General features: G+C 64.1%; 18 protein-coding genes. 5 read left to right on the top strand and 13 right to left on the bottom strand.

Annotated elements, in window-relative coordinates; all coding sequences use genetic code 11:
* Positions 1-100: 100 nt before the first annotated feature.
* Positions 101-1,066 carry a lysophospholipid acyltransferase family protein gene (locus CH268_RS15605; RefSeq protein WP_094664951.1) on the bottom strand — a complete coding sequence of 322 codons (966 nt, stop codon included), beginning with the start codon at positions 1,064-1,066 and terminating at the stop codon, positions 101-103.
* A gap of 116 nt (positions 1,067-1,182) precedes the next feature.
* Between CH268_RS15605 and CH268_RS15600 the strand changes: the two genes are divergently transcribed.
* Positions 1,183-2,586, top strand: a complete 1,404-nt coding sequence (locus CH268_RS15600) for a GntP family permease (RefSeq protein WP_094664945.1) — start codon at positions 1,183-1,185, stop codon at positions 2,584-2,586.
* A gap of 19 nt (positions 2,587-2,605) precedes the next feature.
* Here CH268_RS15600 and CH268_RS15595 read toward each other — a convergent pair whose 3' ends face one another.
* The 5 genes from CH268_RS15595 to CH268_RS15580 all read right to left on the bottom strand — a co-directional run bounded on the left by CH268_RS15595 (position 2,606) and on the right by CH268_RS15580 (position 6,718).
* Positions 2,606-3,310: a M50 family metallopeptidase gene (locus tag CH268_RS15595; protein ID WP_094664943.1), complete on the bottom strand. Its 705-nt coding sequence runs from the start codon at positions 3,308-3,310 to the stop codon at positions 2,606-2,608.
* Between the two features lie 112 nt (positions 3,311-3,422).
* On the bottom strand, positions 3,423-4,379 hold the full coding sequence (locus CH268_RS15590) for an acyl-ACP desaturase (RefSeq protein ID WP_027495283.1): 957 nt from the start codon (positions 4,377-4,379) through the stop codon (positions 3,423-3,425).
* A gap of 130 nt (positions 4,380-4,509) precedes the next feature.
* A complete protein-coding gene (locus tag CH268_RS15585; protein WP_052054774.1) occupies positions 4,510-4,986 on the bottom strand; it encodes a GtrA family protein in 477 nt (158 codons plus the stop codon).
* 95 nt (positions 4,987-5,081) lie between these two features.
* Positions 5,082-5,249 (bottom strand): hypothetical protein, encoded by a 168-nt coding sequence (locus CH268_RS27925; protein WP_167326956.1) that lies wholly within the window; start codon positions 5,247-5,249, stop codon positions 5,082-5,084.
* Positions 5,250-5,332: 83 nt separating this feature from the next.
* Entirely contained in the window at positions 5,333-6,718 is a 1,386-nt protein-coding gene (locus tag CH268_RS15580) for a maltokinase N-terminal cap-like domain-containing protein (protein WP_094664941.1), read from the bottom strand.
* A gap of 156 nt (positions 6,719-6,874) precedes the next feature.
* On the opposite strand from CH268_RS15580, the gene CH268_RS15575 reads away from it, so the two are divergent.
* Entirely contained in the window at positions 6,875-7,639 is a 765-nt protein-coding gene (locus tag CH268_RS15575) for a pirin family protein (protein ID WP_032382365.1), read from the top strand.
* Between the two features lie 111 nt (positions 7,640-7,750).
* The gene (locus CH268_RS15570; RefSeq protein WP_228139326.1) at positions 7,751-8,224 is read left to right on the top strand and encodes a DUF4190 domain-containing protein; all 474 of its coding nucleotides are present in this window, start codon (positions 7,751-7,753) and stop codon (positions 8,222-8,224) included.
* A gap of 16 nt (positions 8,225-8,240) precedes the next feature.
* Here the strand turns inward: CH268_RS15570 and CH268_RS15565 are convergent, their stop codons facing one another.
* Genes CH268_RS15565 through CH268_RS15555 form a run of 3 tightly spaced genes read right to left on the bottom strand, consistent with a single transcriptional unit; the run spans position 8,241 to position 11,310 of the window.
* Positions 8,241-9,824, bottom strand: coding sequence for an ABC transporter permease (locus tag CH268_RS15565; protein ID WP_255182405.1), 1,584 nt, complete (start codon positions 9,822-9,824; stop codon positions 8,241-8,243).
* Entirely contained in the window at positions 9,821-10,699 is an 879-nt protein-coding gene (locus CH268_RS15560; RefSeq protein ID WP_094664939.1) for an ABC transporter ATP-binding protein, read from the bottom strand. Before CH268_RS15560 ends, CH268_RS15565 begins: the two co-directional genes overlap by 4 nt.
* A complete protein-coding gene (locus CH268_RS15555; RefSeq protein WP_094664947.1) occupies positions 10,696-11,310 on the bottom strand; it encodes a TetR/AcrR family transcriptional regulator in 615 nt (204 codons plus the stop codon). Before CH268_RS15555 ends, CH268_RS15560 begins: the two co-directional genes overlap by 4 nt.
* 54 nt (positions 11,311-11,364) lie before the next feature.
* On the opposite strand from CH268_RS15555, the gene CH268_RS15550 reads away from it, so the two are divergent.
* On the top strand, positions 11,365-13,323 hold the full coding sequence (locus CH268_RS15550; protein WP_094664937.1) for a M13 family metallopeptidase: 1,959 nt from the start codon (positions 11,365-11,367) through the stop codon (positions 13,321-13,323).
* Positions 13,324-13,396: 73 nt separating this feature from the next.
* Positions 13,397-14,707 carry a cytochrome P450 gene (locus CH268_RS15545; protein WP_094664935.1) on the top strand — a complete coding sequence of 437 codons (1,311 nt, stop codon included), beginning with the start codon at positions 13,397-13,399 and terminating at the stop codon, positions 14,705-14,707.
* On the opposite strand, the gene CH268_RS15540 is transcribed toward CH268_RS15545, so the two are convergent.
* Genes CH268_RS15540 through CH268_RS15525 form a run of 4 tightly spaced genes read right to left on the bottom strand, consistent with a single transcriptional unit; the run spans position 14,685 to position 18,940 of the window.
* Positions 14,685-15,767, bottom strand: a complete 1,083-nt coding sequence (locus tag CH268_RS15540) for an ABC transporter ATP-binding protein (RefSeq protein ID WP_094664933.1) — start codon at positions 15,765-15,767, stop codon at positions 14,685-14,687. The genes CH268_RS15545 and CH268_RS15540 overlap by 23 nt on opposite strands.
* Complete coding sequence (locus tag CH268_RS15535) at positions 15,767-17,092, bottom strand: ABC transporter substrate-binding protein (protein ID WP_032392476.1); 1,326 nt, start codon at positions 17,090-17,092, stop codon at positions 15,767-15,769. The genes CH268_RS15540 and CH268_RS15535 overlap by 1 nt, the downstream gene beginning before the upstream one ends.
* A 28-nt stretch (positions 17,093-17,120) precedes the next feature.
* Positions 17,121-18,011, bottom strand: a complete 891-nt coding sequence (locus CH268_RS15530; RefSeq protein ID WP_027495271.1) for a carbohydrate ABC transporter permease — start codon at positions 18,009-18,011, stop codon at positions 17,121-17,123.
* Positions 18,008-18,940: a carbohydrate ABC transporter permease gene (locus CH268_RS15525; RefSeq protein WP_176457960.1), complete on the bottom strand. Its 933-nt coding sequence runs from the start codon at positions 18,938-18,940 to the stop codon at positions 18,008-18,010. Before CH268_RS15525 ends, CH268_RS15530 begins: the two co-directional genes overlap by 4 nt.
* Positions 18,941-19,144 lie beyond the last annotated feature (204 nt).

The following is a 19,144-nucleotide window of genomic DNA, read 5'->3' as shown; positions in this document are numbered from 1 at the left end:
CCTCTCGGTTGTCGGTGCAGTTGTGGTAACCACACCGATACCGGAGGTCCTCACCTATCTGTCGCTGCCACGCCGTCCACAACGTCCCTGCTCATTACAACTAGCCGAACACCGGGAACCTGCGCTTGCTGGCGAGCTCGTCCATGCCGGCCTGAATACTGGCGCGGACCTCGTCGTATTTCGCGTCGACGTAGGCCTCGTCGTCACAGCGCGACGGATCGTGGTCGAGCTCGACCGGAGGCATGAACCGGGTTCGGATCTTGGCGGGCAACGGAATCTGCGGCAGCGCGGCAGGCGCGATGATCCACGGCAGCGAGATGGCGATGGGAAAGACCTTCAGGCGCGCAAACCTGTCCAGTCCGAGCGCTTTTGCGAGCTTGTCGCCTCGAATGAGCACCGGCATGGCGTCGGCCCCGCCCACGGTCGCCACCGGCACGATGGGCACACCCATCCGGATCGCAAGCTTGACGAAACCGGTTCGACCACCGAGTGTCGCCTCGTCACGCTTGCTCCACGGCCGCAGCGAATCGACCTCACCACCGGGCCACACGATCACATCTCGGCCCTCGGCCAACGCGGTCGACATCGAGTCCGGAGCCGCAGGCAACACACCCATGGATCGAAAGACCTTGCCGATCAACGGAAATGCCATCAGCGCGTCGTGCGCAGTGCCGTGCAGGATTCGCTTGTCGCCGAAATGCCGCCACCACTGCGCACCCACCGTCCACGCGTCCCACACGAACGGCGCACCCGAATGCACTCCGACGACAAGAACCGGCGACTCGGGAATCGTCTCCCACCCGTCGATCTCCATCCGGAAGTAGCGATCCATCACCCCGTTCCAGAGCTTCTGCTGACGGTCCATCGCCACGGTGTTCTGATCGTCGAGATCCCAATTTCCTGCACGGTCGGCGACCACGGACCCGAGGCCCCCCGACGCCTTCTCGCGTCGCTCCTTCATCTTCAGCCGAGCCGCTGCGGCATAGCGCTGCGCTTGCTCGCGTAGAGCGTCCTTCGAAGGCTTGTCGGAGCTGTCCCCACCCACTACGTGATCCCCATCACTCATACCCGCACGGTACTCCACCACGAACTCCAGGTCCGACGACCGTGCTCGGTATCCCCGCGCGGGCACCGAGCTGTCCGTTATGGTCGAATCTCCAGCCGAGTGAACGAGGTACACAGATGGATCCGATCGAACCGGCGTACGGGACGACTCCCCTACTCCTGATCGCCGCAGCAGCCGTCGCAGTTCTGCTGTTCCTGATCATGAAGGTGAAACTGCACGCCTTCGTCTCGCTGGTTCTGGTCAGCGCCGTCACCGCCGTCGCAGCGGGCATTCCACTGGCAGACGTGCCGTCGGCATTGCTCTCGGGCTTCAGTTCCACCCTCGGTTCGGTCGCTCTACTCGTCGCCCTGGGTGTGATGGTCGGCCGACTACTCGAAATCACCGGTGGCGCTCAAGTATTGGCCGATACCCTGATCAACCGATTCGGAGCCAAGCGCGCACCGCTCGCCCTCGGTGTCGCCGCGCTGATCTTCGGCTTCCCCATCTTCTTCGACGCCGGACTCGTCGTCTTCCTACCGATCATCTTCACAGTCGCCAAACGCTTCGGTGGATCGGTGCTGCTGTACGCACTGCCGACCGCAGGCGCGTTCGCCGCGATGCACGCCATCGTTCCCCCGCACCCCGGCCCCGTCGCCGCCACGGAACTCCTCGGCGGAGATATCGGTTCGGTGCTTCTCGTCGGAGTTCCCGTCGCCGTCGTCTCCTGGTTTGTCGGCTCCTACCTGGTCGGTACCCAGCTCGGCAAACGATTCGTCACCGCGCCTGCCGACCTCTTCGCAGCCGGGTCGCAGAACTCCGAAGAACACGACAAGGAGATGGCCGCACTCCGCGACCCCGCCCCCAAGTTCGCTGCGGTGCTGCTCATCCTGCTGACGCCGTTGGTCCTCATCTCGCTCAACACCGTCGTCAACACGCTGACCACCTCGGGTGTGCTGACCGGAGACGAAACCTGGGCAGCGGCCCTGACTCTCATCGGTCAAACGCCCATCGCGCTGCTCATCACCTTGCTGTTGGCCCTGTTCATCCTCGCGCCCGGACGCTTCCCTGTCGCCGACGGCGCCAAGTACATGGACCAGGCCCTCGGTCCGATCTGCTCGATCATCCTGATCACCGGTGCCGGCGGCATGTTCGGCGGAGTACTTCGGGCCAGTGGAATCGGCCAGTCTCTGACCGCCTCGTTGTCCGATCTCGGACTACCGATCCTGTTGCAGGCCTTCCTGATCGCCACCGCGCTACGCGTCGCGCAGGGTTCGGCCACCGTCGCCCTCACCACCACCGCCGGGCTGATCTCGGTCCAGGTCGCCGAGCTCGATCTGAGCAATTTCAAGATCGCGCTGTTGGTGTTCGCACTGGCCGCCGGAGCCACCGTCCTCTCCCACGTCAACGACTCCGGCTTCTGGCTCGTCAGCCGCTTCTTCGGCATGGACGAGAAGACCACCCTCAAGACCTGGACGGTCATGGAAACGACACTGGGACTGGCCATCTTTGCCGTCGCATCACTGCTGTGGGTGGTGTTCTAGCGCTTCATCCAAGCCGCCGTCACTGCACCGGAACGAGGATTCTCCACGCCCCCAGTGCGAGTGCGCCGACGGTGACGACGAGGAACAGTCCGACCCAGACGATGCCGGGCAGGAATGTGAGCCGAGCCAGTTGATCGGCGTCGGAGTCCTGCGCCCGTCCGGCACTTCGGGATTTCTGCAGTTCGAGAACGGGGCGCGGACCGGCGATCAGCAGGAAGAACGTGATGAAGTACGCCGCAGCGACCTGCTGTTCCCCGGTACCCCACCAGGACACGACGAACAGCAGTCCACCGACGGTGACGAGAGACAGCAGTCCGTAGATGTTGCGAATCATCAACAGCATCAACGCAATCGAGATGATACCGATCCACAACACCGCCGACGCTCGCTGTGTACCCAGTACCAGAGCGGCTCCGAGTCCGAGAAGCGACGGCCCGACGTAGCCCGCGAAAGTCATGGCGATGACCCCGAGCCCGGTGGGTTTGCCCTTGGAGATCGCGACGCCGGACGTATCCGAATGCAGCCGAAGACCCATCAACTGACGCCCGGTGATCAACGCGACGAACAGGTGCGCACCCTCGTGCGCGATGGTCACCACGTTGCGTGCAATCCGCCAGGTCTGCGGCAACACGACGATGACGAGCGCCGCCAGGGCAGCCACTTGGACGATCCACACGGGTGGATCAGGACTCACCGCGGAAATGCGGTCCCAGAATTCGTTCACACCACAGTATGCGGCTTCGCCGCAGTGGTGCGGTTATATGCCGCTGGGGGCACATGGGAGTGGAGCCTGCGGAACGACCCGCAGGCCTTGTCGCACCACTGCCGCAGGCACCTCAGGACGCGCGCGCCTCGGCTTTGGCGCGTTCGCGGGCCAGCGAGCGATCTCGCATCTCCTCGAACTTGGTTGCCTGGCGCTCGAGGTCTTCGAGGAACGCGGCGAGTTCTTCGCGCTTGTTCTCACCGCGGGCGGTGAAGTCGTTGCGCTCGAACACTTGCCACTTGCGCAGCACGGGCCAGACGACGTCTTCGAGGTGCTGACGCAGGTCGTAGATGCCGTGCTTGGCCATCAACACACCGTTGCGGCGGAAGTTCGGCATGCCGGCACCGGGCATGACGAAGTTCGTCACGATGTCCGAGACGGCCTGCAACGTCTGATCCGGCGAGATGTCCATCGCTGCGCCGGTGATGTTGCGATAGAAGATCATGTGCAGGTTCTCGTCGGCGGCAATGCGCTGGAGCATGCGGTCGGCGATCGGGTCGTCACAGACCTTGCCGGTGTTGCGGTGCGAGACACGGGTCGCGAGTTCCTGGAACGTCACGTACGCCACCGAGTGCAACAGACCGACCCCTGCGCCGGCGGGCGACGCGTAGCCGTTGGTCATGTGGATCATGCGGGCTTCTTCGAGGGCGACGGGATCGACGCCGCGGGTGACGACCAGGTAGTCGCGCATGACGATGCCGTGACGGTTCTCTTCGGCAGTCCAGCGGCCGACCCACGTTCCCCAGGCACCGTCCTGGGAGAAGTTCTCGGCGATCTCACGGTGGTAGGACGGCAGATTGTCCTCGGTGAGCAGGTTGGTGATCATCGCGGCCTGCGCGACGTCGGAGAGCTTGGACTGCTCCGGGTCGTAGTCCGTACCGCCGAGAGCGGCGAAGTTACGGCCTTCGTCCCACGGCACGTAGTCGTGGGGATGCCATTCGCGCGCCATCGAAATATGACGGTTCACGTTGTCCTCGGCAGTGGGCACCAGCTCCTGCAGAAGCTCGAGCTGTGTCAGATCCCTGGCCATTCGACATGCCTCCTCGCATTGACGTCAGCTCACGAGCCTAGGTCGATACGGGCGACTATCACGAAGCCTCGCCGAAACTCTGTTACAGGTAGCAACCGATCTTCGAGACCGGTCGTGCTCTGTCACAGCATCACGAGTGGGCCGCTTCCATCCCGGGGAGGCTCGGCGAGCGGAACACCCATCCGCGAAGGGCGAGGAATCGAGCGGCACCGACCAGACCGCTGACGGCGATCACAGCCAGAACTTGAACGTACGTGGCGGCGGCGGGAACGAGGAGGTGGACTGCGGCCAGCGCGGCGGTACTCAGACCCAGCCCGATCAGGGCGAGTCCTCCCGCTTCCCACTGGGTCTGGAACCAGCCGACGCGGTCGGCGGCGTGGAAGGTGTGACGACGGTGCAACTCGTTGGCAAGAACGGTGCTCGCCGACGCTCCCGCCAGATTGGCGGGGAAAGATCCGAACGACGCGAGAGCGACGAACAGCAGTGCGTAGACGCCGTTGCTCGATAGCCCGACTATCACGAAACGAGCGAACTGGGCCGGCACAGTCTCACCGAACAGGCGTGCCCTGCAGTCGGGCTCCGTAGGCGCTGACAGTGCTGTGCTCACGAGGTCTCCAGTTGTAGAACCGGAAGCGTCGACCGACGCTTCGAATCGATACAACTCCGCGTCTGCGCGAATCGGTGCCAGAGGTGACCGAGGTCTCAGACCTTCGAGGAACTTTCTTCCCGTTCACGCTTCTTGCGACCAAGGTCGATGTTCAGCTTGTCGGGCTTGATCGACGCGACGAACAACACCGCGACGAGCACGACCACCACGACGATGGTGATGACTACCACCGCGATGCCGAAAATTGCCAAAATACCGTTCATGTCCTGCCTCCCGTGTCAGGCAATACGGTACTTGTCGTAGACGGGCCGGTCCACGCCCGCCCCTACAGCCCGTTTCCCGGCCGTCAGCTGACCAACCGTTCGACCGCGCGCATCGGCAGAGACAGCCAGGTCGGTCGATTGCGCGCTTCGTACAGAACCTCGTAGACCGCTTTGTCCAGTTCGTACGCGCGCAGCAGATCGGCTTCGTCGCGAGGATCGTGGCCGGCCACCGACGCGTACCCGTCGAAGAAGGCCGTGATGCTCCGCGCAGCCCACTGCTCGGCGCGTTCCCGTAGAGCCGGGTCCTCCGGCAGGTCGACGAGGAGGTGGTTGGCGGCATAGTCGAACGACCGCAGCATTCCCGCGACGTCGCGCAAAGCACTGTCCATTTGTCTGCGCTCGTCCAGCGTCTTGGCCGGCTCTCCCTCGAAATCGATGAGCAGCCACCGTTCGGGGGTCCCCAATACCTGCCCCAGATGCAGATCGCCGTGAATGCGTTGGACGGTGGTACTGCTCGACGCCTCGGCCCGTGAGATCAGGGCCGTCGCGGCGGGGATGTACTGGGCGATCTCCGGAACCACTCGCGCTACTCCGGAGATGCGCTCGAGGATTTCTTCGACGGCCGTCGATTCCACGGAACGTTCGGCGGTACCCAAAACCGAAGCGAGGTCGTGGTGTACCTGCGCGACGGCAGCGCCGAGTCGATACGCGTGGGGAGCGAAATCGGCGGACAAATCCTCGATCGGTGTGTCGGGGGAATCGAACACCTCGCGCACGCTGGCCAGCGCAGTGGTCCATCCCTCGGCAGAATTCGCGGCGAAGTCCTGGATCATCCCCAGCGTGGTCGTCTCACCGCCGACCTGCGCTTCGAGCCACCCTCGCAGCGGTGCCACATTGACGCTGCCGGCCTCGGCCAGCGCGCGGTGCAACTCGACGTCCGGACTGATTCCGGGCGGTACCTGACGAAACAGCTTGAGCAGCAGCAGATCACCGAGGATCACCGACGTGTTGGACTGCTCTGCACCCAGAACCCGACCGCGCATGCCCTGCGGCACGCTCGAACCGTCGACGACCATGAATTCGATACTGCCCGTGGGGTTCTCATCGGAGAACGCGTCACCGTACAGGGCGATGATTTCGGGGTCACGTAACCCGTCGAACACAGCCACCTCACCGGGCACCGGCAACAGCCACGGGCGTAGTTCCTCGGGTACCTCGGTGCGGAAACCGAGGGGCACCTGATAGGTCTGGGTCACCGACGTGCCGTCTTGGACGAGGTCCACCTCGACGAGCAGGTGCTCGGCGGCGAAATGCGGCTCGTCGTGCAGTACGTCGCGAGCGACGATCCGTACGGCACCCACCGTCGAACCCTTTGCGCCGAACCATCGTTGACCTGGCAACCACGACACCAGTGCGTCCTCGAGCAGGTGTCGAACAGCGTGTGCCGCGCTCGAGCTGGAACCGACCATGAGTATCTCTCGCCGCCTTCGGGGAGTTGCAGAGCGTGTGACCGTACCGTGTCCGAACCTACCCACTCGGGGCCGCCGTCACACCCCGGCGGCAAAGACACCCGAACGTTATGCAGGTCGTACGCCGGTGCATCGACATGCTCGTACTGTGGGGACATGTCCGCTCCACTGACCGCCCACATCGACGTGCATCGTGCCGGTGATCGACTGAAAACCCGTGTGTCCTGGCTCGACTCGAAGCACTCGTTCTCTTTCGGTCAGCACTACGACCCCGAGAACACCCACCACGGCCTGTTGTTGGTGAACAACGACGACATCGTCACCGCCGGGCAGGGATTCGAGACGCATCCGCACCGCGACACGGAAATCATCACGTGGGTGGTGCAGGGCTCTCTGGTGCATCAGGATTCGATCGGGCACTCCGGCATCATCTATCCCGGACTGGCGCAACGGATGAGTGCGGGCAAAGGCATCATGCACTCGGAGAAGAACGACTCCTGGAGTATCGACGGCAATCGGCACACCGAACCCGTCCGCTTCGTACAGATGTGGGTGATGCCCGACAGCCCCGGCACCGCACCGGGCTACGAGCAACTCGAGATCGACGACGAACTGCTGCGCGGCGGACTCGTCACCGTCGCGTCGGGAATGAACCGACACCGTGGTCAGGCGGCCATCGGCATCGGCCAGAAATCGGCCGCGTTGCACGCTGCGCGACTGACACCGGATTCGACCGTGACCGTTCCCGACGCACCGTTCGTGCACGTGTTCGTGGTCCGCGGCACCGTCTCGATGGAGGGTGTCGGAGAACTGTACGAGGGTGACGCGGTACGCATGAGTTCCACTGGCGGACAGCGAATTACAGCCTCGGAACCAGCCGAGATCCTGATCTGGGAGATGCACTCGCGACTGGGCGGCTGACAGGAACGCTCGATGACAAGTTGATCACGGGGGCACGTGGCGTCTGCGCGCACGACTGAGATCTGCATACACTCCGAGCGTTCACGATCGCCGATCTCGGAGGTATCAGACGTGTCGAATGACTATCCCCCGCCCGGAAACTACCCTTCACCCGGCGAGTACCCCCAGCAGGGCGGATATCAGCAGGGTGGATACGAGCAACAGCCGGTAGCGCCGAAGAACACCATCGGCACAGTGGCTCTGGTTCTCGCGATTCTCGGTGTGCTGTTCTCCTGGACCATCGTCGGCGGCATTGTTCTCGGCCTGATCGCGATCGTCCTCGGCTTCATCGGTCGGTCGAGGTACAAGAAGCGCGTCGCCACCAACGGCACCGTGTCTCTCATCGCGATCATTCTCGGTTTCGTGGCGGCGGCTTTGTCGATCGTTCTCGTCGTCGTCGGCGTCGGCCTGTTCAATGCAGTCGGTGGACAGGACTTCACCGACTGCATGACCAACGCAGGCAGCGATACTGCAGCGCAACAGCAATGCGCCGACGAATTCCAGCAGAACGTCGAGAACCAGTACGGCGACTCGACACCGAACTGAGTCGCGGCCGATTCACTCAGCCGCGGACGTCCCGTCGGCGCAGCGCGATGCTTCCGGCACCGCCTGCGGCGGCGGCGACAGCGACGAGCCACAGCGAGGGCATTACCGAGAATTCTCCACCCGGCAGCTTGGGCAGGTGGGTGAACGGCGAGATGTCCTGTGACCACTGGGGCAGCCCGACCACCGCCCCGATCTGCCCCAGGGCAACGAAGCCGCCGAGGACCGCCCACAGGACGGTCGCGAATCGAGGGACAGCGCCGAACAATGCCACGCCGATGGCCGTCACCACCCACACGGCCGGGAGCTGAGCCAGTGCGCCGACCACGACGGACGGCAGTTCGCCCGAAATATTGCCGGTAGCCGGCCCATACGTCAGCCCGATGGTGACGCCGACGACCAGCAGTAGCCACACCGGGCCGAGCACGGCGAAGAGCAGATACCCTGCTGCCCACCGACGGCGCGAGATACCGGTGGCCAGCACGATCTCGGCCAGACCCGACTCTTCCTCGCTGTGCAGACGTAGCACGGCCGACGCGGAATAGGCCGCCACCATGATGCCGACCATGCTCAGCACGACGGCGATGAACGACTGTTCGATCGTGGTGCCGCCGAACTTGCCCAGTGCGTCGCTGATGGCGGCGCTGCTGCCGAGTTGATCGCCGATGCCGTCCGTGGACGATCCGATCGCGATACCGAACAGGGCGAGGCCGACGGTCCAGACGACGGTGGTTCCGCGCGAGAGTCGCCACGCGAGGGCGACGGGACCGGACAGCGACGGAACGGCAGCCACCCGGCCGCGGCGTTCGGCCCGCAGACCACTGCCGAGATCGCGTCGATTCGCTGCCACGAACGCTGCGGCGACGAACGCCGTAGCGGTCGCCAGCGACAGCAACAGCGGCCACCACCGTTCGTCGGCGAACGGTCGCACCTGCGCCGACCACCCGATCGGCGAGAACCACGACAGGGTTCCCGAACCGATGTCGCCGATCGCTCTGAGAACGAACGCTGCGGCCAACACGCCGAGGGCATAGCCGCGAGCCGCGCGAGCCCCGGACGCCACCTGTGCCGCCAGCCCCGCGCAGCCGACGAACACCGCACCGACGACGACGATCGAGGCACCGAACGCGACGCTCCCGGCCACCGGCAGACCGAACGCCCACAGCGAGACGAACGACAGCATTCCCGTCGCCACCACACCGCCGCCCGCCAGCAGCACGGCCGCTGTCAGTCCTGCGAATCTGCCCACTGCAGTCGACCCGACCAGTTCGACACGGCCCGCGTCCTCCTCACCGCGGGTATGCCGAACGACGGTGAGGATCGCCGCCAACGGAACGAGGGTCAGCATCAGTCCAGCGCGCCACGACACCAGGGCACCGAGGTCGCTACCGAAGATCGGCCCTACGAGAACCGCTTGCGCCGGCACTGCCTCGGTGCCGAGATAGAACGCTCGACGGTCTGCCGCCGTCGGATACAGCCCCTCGAAGCTGACCGCGTACAGCAGCGGGAGCGCTCCGAGCAGAACGACCCAGATCGGCAACACGAGTCGGTCGCGGCGTAGATACAACCGCAGCAATGCCACTGTGCCGCTCAGGCTGTTCATGCGTAGTACCTCAGGAACAGCTCTTCGAGAGTCGGCGCGGAGCTGATCATGCTCTGCACGCCTGCGTCGGCCAGGACGTGCATCACCGCAGCGAGCGCCTCGTTCTCCACCGTGCAGGTAATCGTGGACCCGTCCACGGTCACCCCGCTGACCCCGGTGAGCCTGTCGAGATCGCCGGGTACTCGATCCACAGTGAGGGTCATCGTCGTGCGGGTGAGGTGCCGCATCGACGCCAGGGTCCCGGTGTCCACCGTGCGCCCGTCCCGGACGATGGTGACCGAACTGCACAACGCATCCACCTCGGACAGGATGTGCGAGGACAGCAGCACCGTGACTCCGCGTCGCGCAGCATCTTTCACGCATTCGGCGAACTGCTGCTCCATCAGGGGATCGAGACCGGAAGTGGGCTCGTCGAGGAGCAGCAGCTCCACGTTCGATGCCAGGGCCGAGATCAGAGCGACCTTCTGGCGGTTGCCTTTCGAATAGGTGCGACTCCGCTTGCCTGGGTCGAGGGAGAACCGTTCGATCAGCTCCGCCCGGCGGTCGGAGTCGATACCGCCGCGCATCCTGGCGAGCAGATCGATCACCTCCCCGCCGGTCAACGAGGGCCACAGCGTCACATCTCCGGGAACGTAGGCCAGCCGTCGACGCAGTGCGACGCCGTCTGCCCACGGATCACCGCCGAGCAACCGGACCGTCCCCGACGTCGCGCGCACGAGACCGAGCAGGACGCGGATCGTGGTGGATTTACCCGACCCGTTGGGGCCGAGAAAGCCGTGCACATCACCGGTCTCGACGTGCAGGTTCAGGCCGTCGAGGGCCCGGACCGAACCGAACGTCTTCACCAGATCGTCGACTGCGATGGCGTCGGTCATTGCTCGGCCTCCAGATAGGTGTCCAAGATTCGGGAATCGGTGAACAATCCGTCGGTGTACAGCTCGAGTGCCGGCAGCATGACCTCGTCGCCGAGCGCGCTCAGAGCCGCACGGAAATCGACGTCCGGGCCGGCCATCTGCACGTACAACAGCAGACCGCCCACGTTCTGGCGCGTCAGGAACCGGGCGCGCGCCGCGGGGTCGCGGCTGGGTGTGAATCGGCCGTCGCGTACTCCGTCGTCGAGGTACCGGACCGCGTCGTCGACCATGTGCTCGAACAACTCTCGGGCCAGCGTTCCGCCCGAGGAGAAGCTCCGCACGATGTAGGCGACGAGCGGTGCGTACTCGTCGATGCGAGCAAGCTGTTCCATCACCCCGGTAGGACCGGCCGAGGCGGCCTTCGATTCGCGGATCGTTTGCAGGACGTACTCGTCGCACGCCGCGCGAAGTCCGTCCTTGGACCCGAAGTGGTGGTTGAGCAGCCCGGGTGAGACGCCGGCGGCGCTGGCAATGGACCGCACACCGGCGGTGAAACCCTGCACGCCGAAGACGTCGATCGCGGTGTCGCGGATCCGCGCGCGGGTGGTCAGATCCTCCGATGCTGAACGCATGTACAGCACGTTAAACACCCGTTCAATCGAGCGCAAGAGTGTAAAGATGGATACATGACTTCAGTAGTGAACTCGGGCATCGATCTCAGCTACCAGGACGAGAACACACGCGCGCAGGACGACCTCTTCGTGCACGTCAACGGCAAATGGCTGGAGGACTACAGCATTCCCGCCGACCGCGCCGTCGACGGTGCGTTCCGGACGTTGTACGACCGCGCCGAGGTCGACGTACAGACCATCATCGAAGAATCGGCGGCCGCGAATCCGCCCGCCGGTAGCGACGCACAGAAGATCGGCGACCTGTTCTCGAGCTTCATGGACGCCGACCGGGCCGAACAGCTCGGCACCACCCCGATCGCCGACGAGCTCGCCGCCGTTGCCGATGCGACCGACTTGGTCACGCTCGCAGGCGTTCTCGGCTCTCTGCAACGCACCGGAGTCGGCGGCGGTATCGCTCACTACGTCGACACCGACGCCAAGCGATCCGACCGCTACCTGGTGCACTTCAGCCAGTCCGGAATCGGCCTGCCCGACGAGTCGTACTACCGCCAGGACGAATACGCCGACATCCGCGCGAGCTACATCGCGCACATCGCGAAGATGTTCGCGCTCAGCGGCGTCGAGTACGACGCGCAGACGGTGTTCGACCTCGAGCGCAAGATCGCCGCGGGCCACTGGGACGTCGTCGCCCGACGTGACGCAGAGAAGAGCTACAACCTCGTCCAGTTCGACACTCTGGTGCAGAACGAGCCCGGATTCAATTGGACCGCATGGATTTCCGGCCTCGGCGGCACCACCGAACAGTTCGCCGAGATCGTCGTTCGCCAGCCACCGTTCGTCACCACGTTCGTGTCCCTGTGGACGTCGGAGGACATCGAGACGTGGAAGGCGTGGCTCGCGTGGCGCGTCGTACATGCCCGGGCTCCGTTCCTGACCAGCGCACTCGTCGACGAGAACTTCGCGTTCTACGGAACGACTCTGACCGGAACGGAAGAGAACCGCGAGCGCTGGAAGCGCGGCGTCTCGCTGGTACAGGACGTCCTCGGCGAGGCCGTCGGCAAGCTCTACGTCGAACGCCACTTCCCGGCGGACTCGAAGGCACGCATGCAGGTGCTCGTCGACAACCTCACCGAGGCCTACCGACGCAACATCTCCGAGCTCGAATGGATGAGCCCGGAGACGCGCCGCAAAGCCTTGGACAAGCTGGACAAGTTCACTCCCAAGATCGGCTACCCCGACCGCTGGCGCGACTACTCGAGCGTCGACATCACCGCCGACGATCTGCTCGGCAACTACCGCCGCGGCTACGAAGCCGACTATCAGCGTGATCTCGACAAGCTCGGCGGACCGGTCGATCGCGACGAATGGTTCATGACGCCGCAGACCGTCAACGCCTACTACAACCCCGGGATGAACGAAATCGTCTTTCCCGCAGCCATTCTGCAGCCGCCGTTCTTCGACGCCGAGGCCGACGACGCAGCCAACTACGGCGGAATCGGAGCCGTCATCGGGCACGAGATCGGGCACGGATTCGACGACCAGGGTGCCAAATACGACGGCGACGGCAACATGGTGGATTGGTGGACCGACAGCGACCGCACCGAATTCGGTAAGCGCACCACAGCCCTGATCGAGCAGTACAACGAATTCGAGCCGAAGGCACTGCCCGGCCACAAGGTCAACGGCGAATTCACCATCGGTGAGAACATCGGCGATCTGGGTGGCCTGTCCATCGCCGTCGCCGCCTACGAGATCTCGCTCGAGGGCAAGGACGCACCGGTGCTCGACGGCCTGACCGGGTTGCAGCGCGTGTTCTTCGGCTGGTCGCAGGTATGGCGCACCAAGGCACGAGACGCCGAAGCGATCCGTCGTCTCGCCGTCGATCCGCACTCGCCGCCGGAGTTCCGGTGCAACGGAGTCGTGCGCAATCTGGACAGTTTTCACGAAGCGTTCGACGTTCAGCCCGGTGATGCGCTGTACTTGGACCCGGGGAAGCGCGTCAAGATCTGGTAGCACGTGAGTGGAACTTCGTAGTCTGCTACGAGAAACCACTCACATAGGGCGGGACAACGGGGAGGACAGTCGGATGAGGGAATTCGTACGGTGGATCGCGGCGCACGGGGTCATCAGGTTCGGGGCCAAGCGTGCCGCGGCCGCCGGTGACCGGCAGGCCATGCTGGTCGCCGATCCGGCGACGCGGGCAAATCCGACGCCGGTGTACGAGGAACTGCGGGCGACGGCACCGCTGGTGAAGACCCGAATCTCCAACATCACCGTGCATCACCGGGTGGCGTTCGCGCTGCTGCGCTCCGACGATTTTCGGGTCACCCAACTGGGCGGCACGCTGCCTGCACCGCTGAAGTGGGTGGAACGCCACACCCGTTCCGGTGCCCTGCATCCGATCCTTCCGCCGTCCCTGCTGTCGGTCGAGCCGCCCGATCACACCCGCTACCGCAAGCTGGTGTCCTCGGTCTTCACCGCCCGGGCGGTAGCGCAGATGCGAGATCAGGTGCAGGAAACCGCGGACGCGCTACTCGACGAACTGACCGACGGCAGCCCTGTCGTCGACATCGTCGACCGATACTGCGCTCGCCTTCCCGTCGCAGTCATCGGCCGCATCCTCGGCGTTCCGGAGAAGGACAATCAGCGCGTCCTCGAATTCGGCGAAATGGCGGCACCCAGCCTCGACATCGGTATCTCGTGGAGCCAGTTCAAGCAGGTGGAGCATGGCCTCATCGGTTTCGACGCGTGGCTCTCGCAGCACATCGCCGAACTGCGCCGCAACCCCGGCGACGACCTGATGAGCCAACTGATCGCCGCCGAGGACGAGGGCATCGGCCTGAACGACGAAGAGCTCAGGGCCACAGCAGGATTGGTGTTGGCGGCCGGGTTCGAGACAACCGTCAATCTGCTCGGCAGCGGCATCCAACTCCTGCTCGATCATCCGGATCAACTGGCTGTGCTGCAACAGGATCCATCGCACTGGCCCACCGCGATCGACGAGATGTTGCGGATGGAATCTCCCGTTCAGCTGACTGCTCGGGCGGCCAAGCACGACGTCGTCGTGGAGGGTGTGCCGATCACGAAGGACTCACTGGTCGTCCTCGTGCTGGCCGGTGCCAACCGCGATCCGCTGGTATTCGAGGACCCCGACCGGTTCGACGTCACCCGCGACAACGCGGGTAAGCACCTGTCGTTCTCCGGCGGACGCCACTACTGCCTGGGCGCAGCGCTGGCGAAGGCAGAGTCGGAGGTGGGTCTGAAGACGTTGTTCGACAGGTTCCCCCACCTGCGTTCGGCAGGCGAGGGAACCCGTCGCGACACGCGCGTATTGCACGGGTGGGCAACACTTCCGGTGGATCTGGGCGAACCCGTCAGGACAACCGCAGGCCGGTAGCGGAGTCGAAGAAGAACAGTTCGTCGAGCACCGGCTTCAACCGGACGGTCTCGGCGAGGGCGACCGACAGCTTACGATCCACCCTCACCGAGATCCGTCCCGAGGGCGTCGTCCACTGACCGTCGGCGTTGGGTGCCGAGGCGTACACGAACGACTCCGCACCCAATTCCTCGATCAATTCGACGGTGAGCCGGAGTCCACCCGCATGTTCGCCGACGAGCTCCCACGATTCCGGCCGAACCCCGACGACGACGCGGTGGCCCGCCGACGTCGGAACGGGAATCCGAAGGTCGCCGAGTACTGCTGCACCCTCCTGTACCGGAGCGTCGACGAGGTTCATGCCGGGAGACCCGATGAACCCGGCGACGAAGGTGTTGACGGGGTTGTCGTACAGCTCCCGCGGTGCGGCGATCTGTTGTAACTTGCCGTCCCGCAACACCGCAACCCGGTCACCCATTGTCATCGCCTCGACCTGATCATGGGTGACGTACACGGTGGTGGTACCCAATCGCTTCTGCAGTCCGGCGATCTGGGCCCTCGTCGACACTCGCAATTTGGCGTCGAGGTTGGACAGCGGCTCGTCCATGCAGAACACCTTGGGTTGACGAACGATGGCTCGCCCCATGGCCACTCGCTGCCGCTGCCCACCGGAGAGCTTGCCGGGCTTGCGATCCAGCAGCGGCTCGAGTTCGAGCATCCTCGCGGCGTCCAGTACGCGAGCCGCTGTGTCGGCCTTGCTCATTCCCGCGTTTCGCAGTGCGAAGCCCATGTTGTCGCCGACGGTCATGTTGGGGTACAGCGCGTAGTTCTGGAACACCATCGCGACGTCCCTCGCCCGTGGGGCGAGCGAGGTGACGTCCACTCCGCCGATGTCGATGTGGCCGCTCTCGACGGATTCGAGGCCGGCCAGCATCCGCAGACTCGTCGACTTTCCACATCCGGACGGTCCCACCAGCACGATGAACTCGCCGTCCGCTATGTCGAGTTCGAGCGTGTCGACGGCGAGAGAGTCCGCGCCCGGGTACCTGTGCGAGACACCCGCATAGTGAACGGTCGCCATTACTTCGGCAGCTTCGGGGTGATCTGGCGGTCGATGATCTGTTGCAATTGATCCGAGACGGACGCGAATGTCGTTGCGACGTCTGCATTCTGCAGAGCGATCTGCTCGAGACCGCTACCGATGATCTTGTCGCCGCCGGGCACGAACACGCGGGCAGCGTCCTGGGAGCGGGTACGCGCCAACTGGTCGACGGCTGTCTTCGCGTTCGGGTTGGCCTCGAGGAACGCGATTTCCGACGGGTCCTGCTGCGCCGACTTGCGGACCGGCATGTACCCGGTGTTCTGCGAGAAGTACGCAGTGTTGGCACCGTTGGTCACGAAATCGATGAACTTGAGTGCGTTCACCTTGCGCTCGTCGGAGATCTTGGCCGGGATGGCCAGACCCGCGCCGCCGGTGGGGCATCCGGGCGCGCCGTCGGTGGCCGGCAGGAAGGCCGTACCGAACTCGAATGCGGCACCCTTGGTGATGGTGGACAGGTCTCCGGTGGAGGCGATCGTGGATGCGAGGATGCCCGCGGCGAAGTCGTTGGCGATGTCGTTGGAGACCGCCGCGTACTTCTTGGTGTGGATCATGTCCTGCAGGAACTTGCCTGCCGCAATGGTATTGGGGTCGTCGAACTTCAGCTCGAACTGATCGGAGTACGATCCGCCGAACGTCCAGATCGGTCCCTCGAACGTCCACCCGAGATAGTCGACGGCGTTGCCCCAGCCGTGGGCGAGCTTGCCGTTTCCGACGACGGCCTGGATGCGCGGGCCCCACTCGTCGAATTCCTGCCACGTGGCCGGTCCGCGATCGGGCAGGCCGGCTGCCGACCAGACGGCCTTGTTGTAGTAGAACAGCGGAGTGGAGCGAGCGTACGGCAGAGCCCAGTGGCTCCCGTTCCAGTTGTAATCGGCAAGAAGCGAATCCACGTAATCGGACTGGTCGACCCCGGCCGCAGAGAAGTGCTTGTCGAGGGGCTCGATCGCCCCGGTCAGTGCGTAATTGAACCACCAGACATCCGAGAGTACGACGACGTCGGGCACATCGTTGCCCGAGAGCGCCGCGTTGAACTTCTGCGACACCTCCTCGTAGTTCTTGCCGCCGTCGATGAGATTGACCGTCAGACCGGGGTTCTGCGCCTGGAACCGCGAAATCAGCTCCTTCTCGAACTCCTGGGACTTGCCCGGGTGGTTCGACCAGAAGTTGATGGTGTTCGCATCGCCTTCGACACCGCCGCCGCCGGACGAGCCCGATCCGGGACCGCTGCACGCTGCGAGGGCTGCGGCGGCCGCAGCCGCACCGGTGAGCGTGAGGAAGCCACGCCGATTGATGATGTGTGCCATGGTGTTCGACTCCTGATAGTGAGGTGGATCAGCCCTTGACCGCACCGGAGGTGAGGCCCTTGATCATGTGGCGCTGCAGGACGAGGAAGACGAGAAGAATCGGCAGAATGGTGAGCACTGTCGCGGCCATGACCGCTCCCCAGTTGGTGTAGCCCTCGCTGTTCTGGAGCAGCGTCAGGCCGACCGGGAGCGGAGCAACCGACGAGTCGTCGGACATCAGGAACGGCCAGAGGTATTCGTTCCATTCGGTGACGATGGTGATGATGGCGAACGCCACCATCGTCGGACCCGACAGCGGCAGAATGACGCGGAACATCAACCGCACCGGGCCCGCGCCGTCCATGCGCGCGGCCTCGATGATCTCCGGTGGCAGCGACAGGAAGTGGTTACGCATCAGGAAGGTACCGAATGCAACGCCGGCCAGCGGAATGATGATGCCCTGAAACGAGTTTCGCCAGCCGAGCTCGGAGATGAGCGAGTAGTTGGAGATGACGGTGATCTGGTTGGGCACCATCAGTGCGGCAATGATGACGAGGAAGACGATGTTCTTGCCCGGGAATCGCAGAAAGACCAGGCCGTACGCACTGAGCACACCGAGGACGAACTTGATCGACGCGACCGCCGTGGTGATGACGATCGAGTTGCGCAGGTACGTGAAGAACGGCACCTCCGTCGTCGCCTCGTTGTAGTTCTGCGGATGAAAACTGCTGGGCCACCACGTGACCGGTTGAACGTAGATGTCGGGTCGGTCCTTGAACGAGGTGACCAGAATCCAGAACAGCGGTAGGCCGATCATCAGCAGGACGGCCACCATGGCCGCGTAGCCGAGGACATTCGCGCTGCGACGCGTGCGCTGCGGGTCCCGACCGAGCGAAGGCTTTTCCGGCACTGCAGCATCGGGCTTGCTCACCAAGGTCATCGCTGATCGTCCCGATCCATGATTCGTACCTGTACGAGAGTGACGATCAACAGCACGAGGAACAGGATGGTCGCGACGGTCGCCCCGTAGCCGGCCCGGAAGTTACGGAACGTTTCCTCGTAGACCTGGTAGACCATCGTGGTGGTTCCGGTGCCCAGTGGGCCACCGCGCGTCATGACGTTGATGATGTCGAAGACCTGAAGGGAGTTGAGCAGCACCGTGATCGAGAGGAAGAACGTCGTCGGACGCAGTTGCGGTAGAAGCACTTTCCGGAACGTGGTCCAGCGGCCGGCCTGGTCGATCTCGGCCGCTTCCATCAATTCCTTGCGCACACCCTGCAGCGCCGCGAGATAGATGACGAAGGTGTAGCCCAGGTTCTTCCACAGGTAGGTGACGGTGATCATGACCATCGCCCATTTCGGATCCTGATAGAAATCCGGGACCGCACCGAGGCCGAATCTGCGCATCAGGTCCTGGACGAGTCCGAAGTTAGGATCGAAGACGAACTGGAATGCGATACCGATCGCGGCACCGGAGATCACGTACGGCGCGAACACCGCGGAGCGAACGAAGTTGCGGCCCCGGAGTTTACGATCAAGCAGCAGCGCGAGTATCAGGCCGAGCACCAATGAGCCGACGACCGCGGCCACGGTGAACACGACAGTGTTGCCGACTATCTGCCACGTGTCGTCACGGGCGGCCCATTCGCGGTAGTTCTCGAATCCGACGAACGTGGACGTGGGCGAGGACAGGTTCCAGTCGAAGAACGAGAACTGGAAGTTCTCGACCAACGGGCGGTACGTGAAGACCGCCAACAGAGCGAGGTTGGGGCCCACGAGAATCAGGAACAGTGCGTAATCGGTCCACGGCCGCGAGAAGAAGCTCTTCTTGCCTGCCGTGGGCAGCACTCGTTCGGTTGTTGCACTCACCGCGAGGACTGTGCTCAGTCGCGGCTAACGAATGGTGAACGCGGCCCCAACTGGTGCCGTCACGCAGACCAAATGCTGCGCAGTGGTGTGGTTATGTGCCGCGGAGGGGCTGTTGCATTTTGTGTGAGCGGTAGTTCGACGTTGTAAAGGGGTGGCTCGGGTTCGATGCCCGGGTCACCTCTTTTTCGGCCCTGGGGTGCTCAT

Source organism: Rhodococcus sp. 06-1460-1B, assembly GCF_002258475.1.
In the GTDB taxonomy this organism is placed as follows: Bacteria; Actinomycetota; Actinomycetes; order Mycobacteriales; family Mycobacteriaceae; genus Rhodococcoides; species Rhodococcoides fascians.
This window is presented reverse-complemented; position numbering and strand designations above follow the sequence as displayed.

Bases quoted from the DNA above. Each gene is read 5' to 3' on its own strand.
- CH268_RS15565 (WP_255182405.1), bottom strand. From the start codon at position 9,824: ATGAACAGCCTGAGCGGCACAGTGGCATTGCTGCGGTTGTATCTACGC.
- CH268_RS15545 (WP_094664935.1), top strand. From the start codon at position 13,397: ATGAGGGAATTCGTACGGTGGATCGCGGCGCACGGGGTCATCAGGTTC.
- CH268_RS27925 (WP_167326956.1), bottom strand. From the start codon at position 5,249: ATGAACGGTATTTTGGCAATTTTCGGCATCGCGGTGGTAGTCATCACC.
- CH268_RS15590 (WP_027495283.1), bottom strand. From the start codon at position 4,379: ATGGCCAGGGATCTGACACAGCTCGAGCTTCTGCAGGAGCTGGTGCCC.
- CH268_RS15540 (WP_094664933.1), bottom strand. From the start codon at position 15,767: ATGGCGACCGTTCACTATGCGGGTGTCTCGCACAGGTACCCGGGCGCG.
- CH268_RS15560 (WP_094664939.1), bottom strand. From the start codon at position 10,699: ATGACCGACGCCATCGCAGTCGACGATCTGGTGAAGACGTTCGGTTCG.
- CH268_RS15530 (WP_027495271.1), bottom strand. From the start codon at position 18,011: ATGACCTTGGTGAGCAAGCCCGATGCTGCAGTGCCGGAAAAGCCTTCG.
- CH268_RS15555 (WP_094664947.1), bottom strand. From the start codon at position 11,310: ATGCGTTCAGCATCGGAGGATCTGACCACCCGCGCGCGGATCCGCGAC.
- CH268_RS15605 (WP_094664951.1), bottom strand. From the start codon at position 1,066: ATGAGTGATGGGGATCACGTAGTGGGTGGGGACAGCTCCGACAAGCCT.
- CH268_RS15550 (WP_094664937.1), top strand. From the start codon at position 11,365: ATGACTTCAGTAGTGAACTCGGGCATCGATCTCAGCTACCAGGACGAG.
- CH268_RS15600 (WP_094664945.1), top strand. From the start codon at position 1,183: ATGGATCCGATCGAACCGGCGTACGGGACGACTCCCCTACTCCTGATC.
- CH268_RS15535 (WP_032392476.1), bottom strand. From the start codon at position 17,092: ATGGCACACATCATCAATCGGCGTGGCTTCCTCACGCTCACCGGTGCG.
- CH268_RS15575 (WP_032382365.1), top strand. From the start codon at position 6,875: ATGTCCGCTCCACTGACCGCCCACATCGACGTGCATCGTGCCGGTGAT.
- CH268_RS15580 (WP_094664941.1), bottom strand. From the start codon at position 6,718: ATGGTCGGTTCCAGCTCGAGCGCGGCACACGCTGTTCGACACCTGCTC.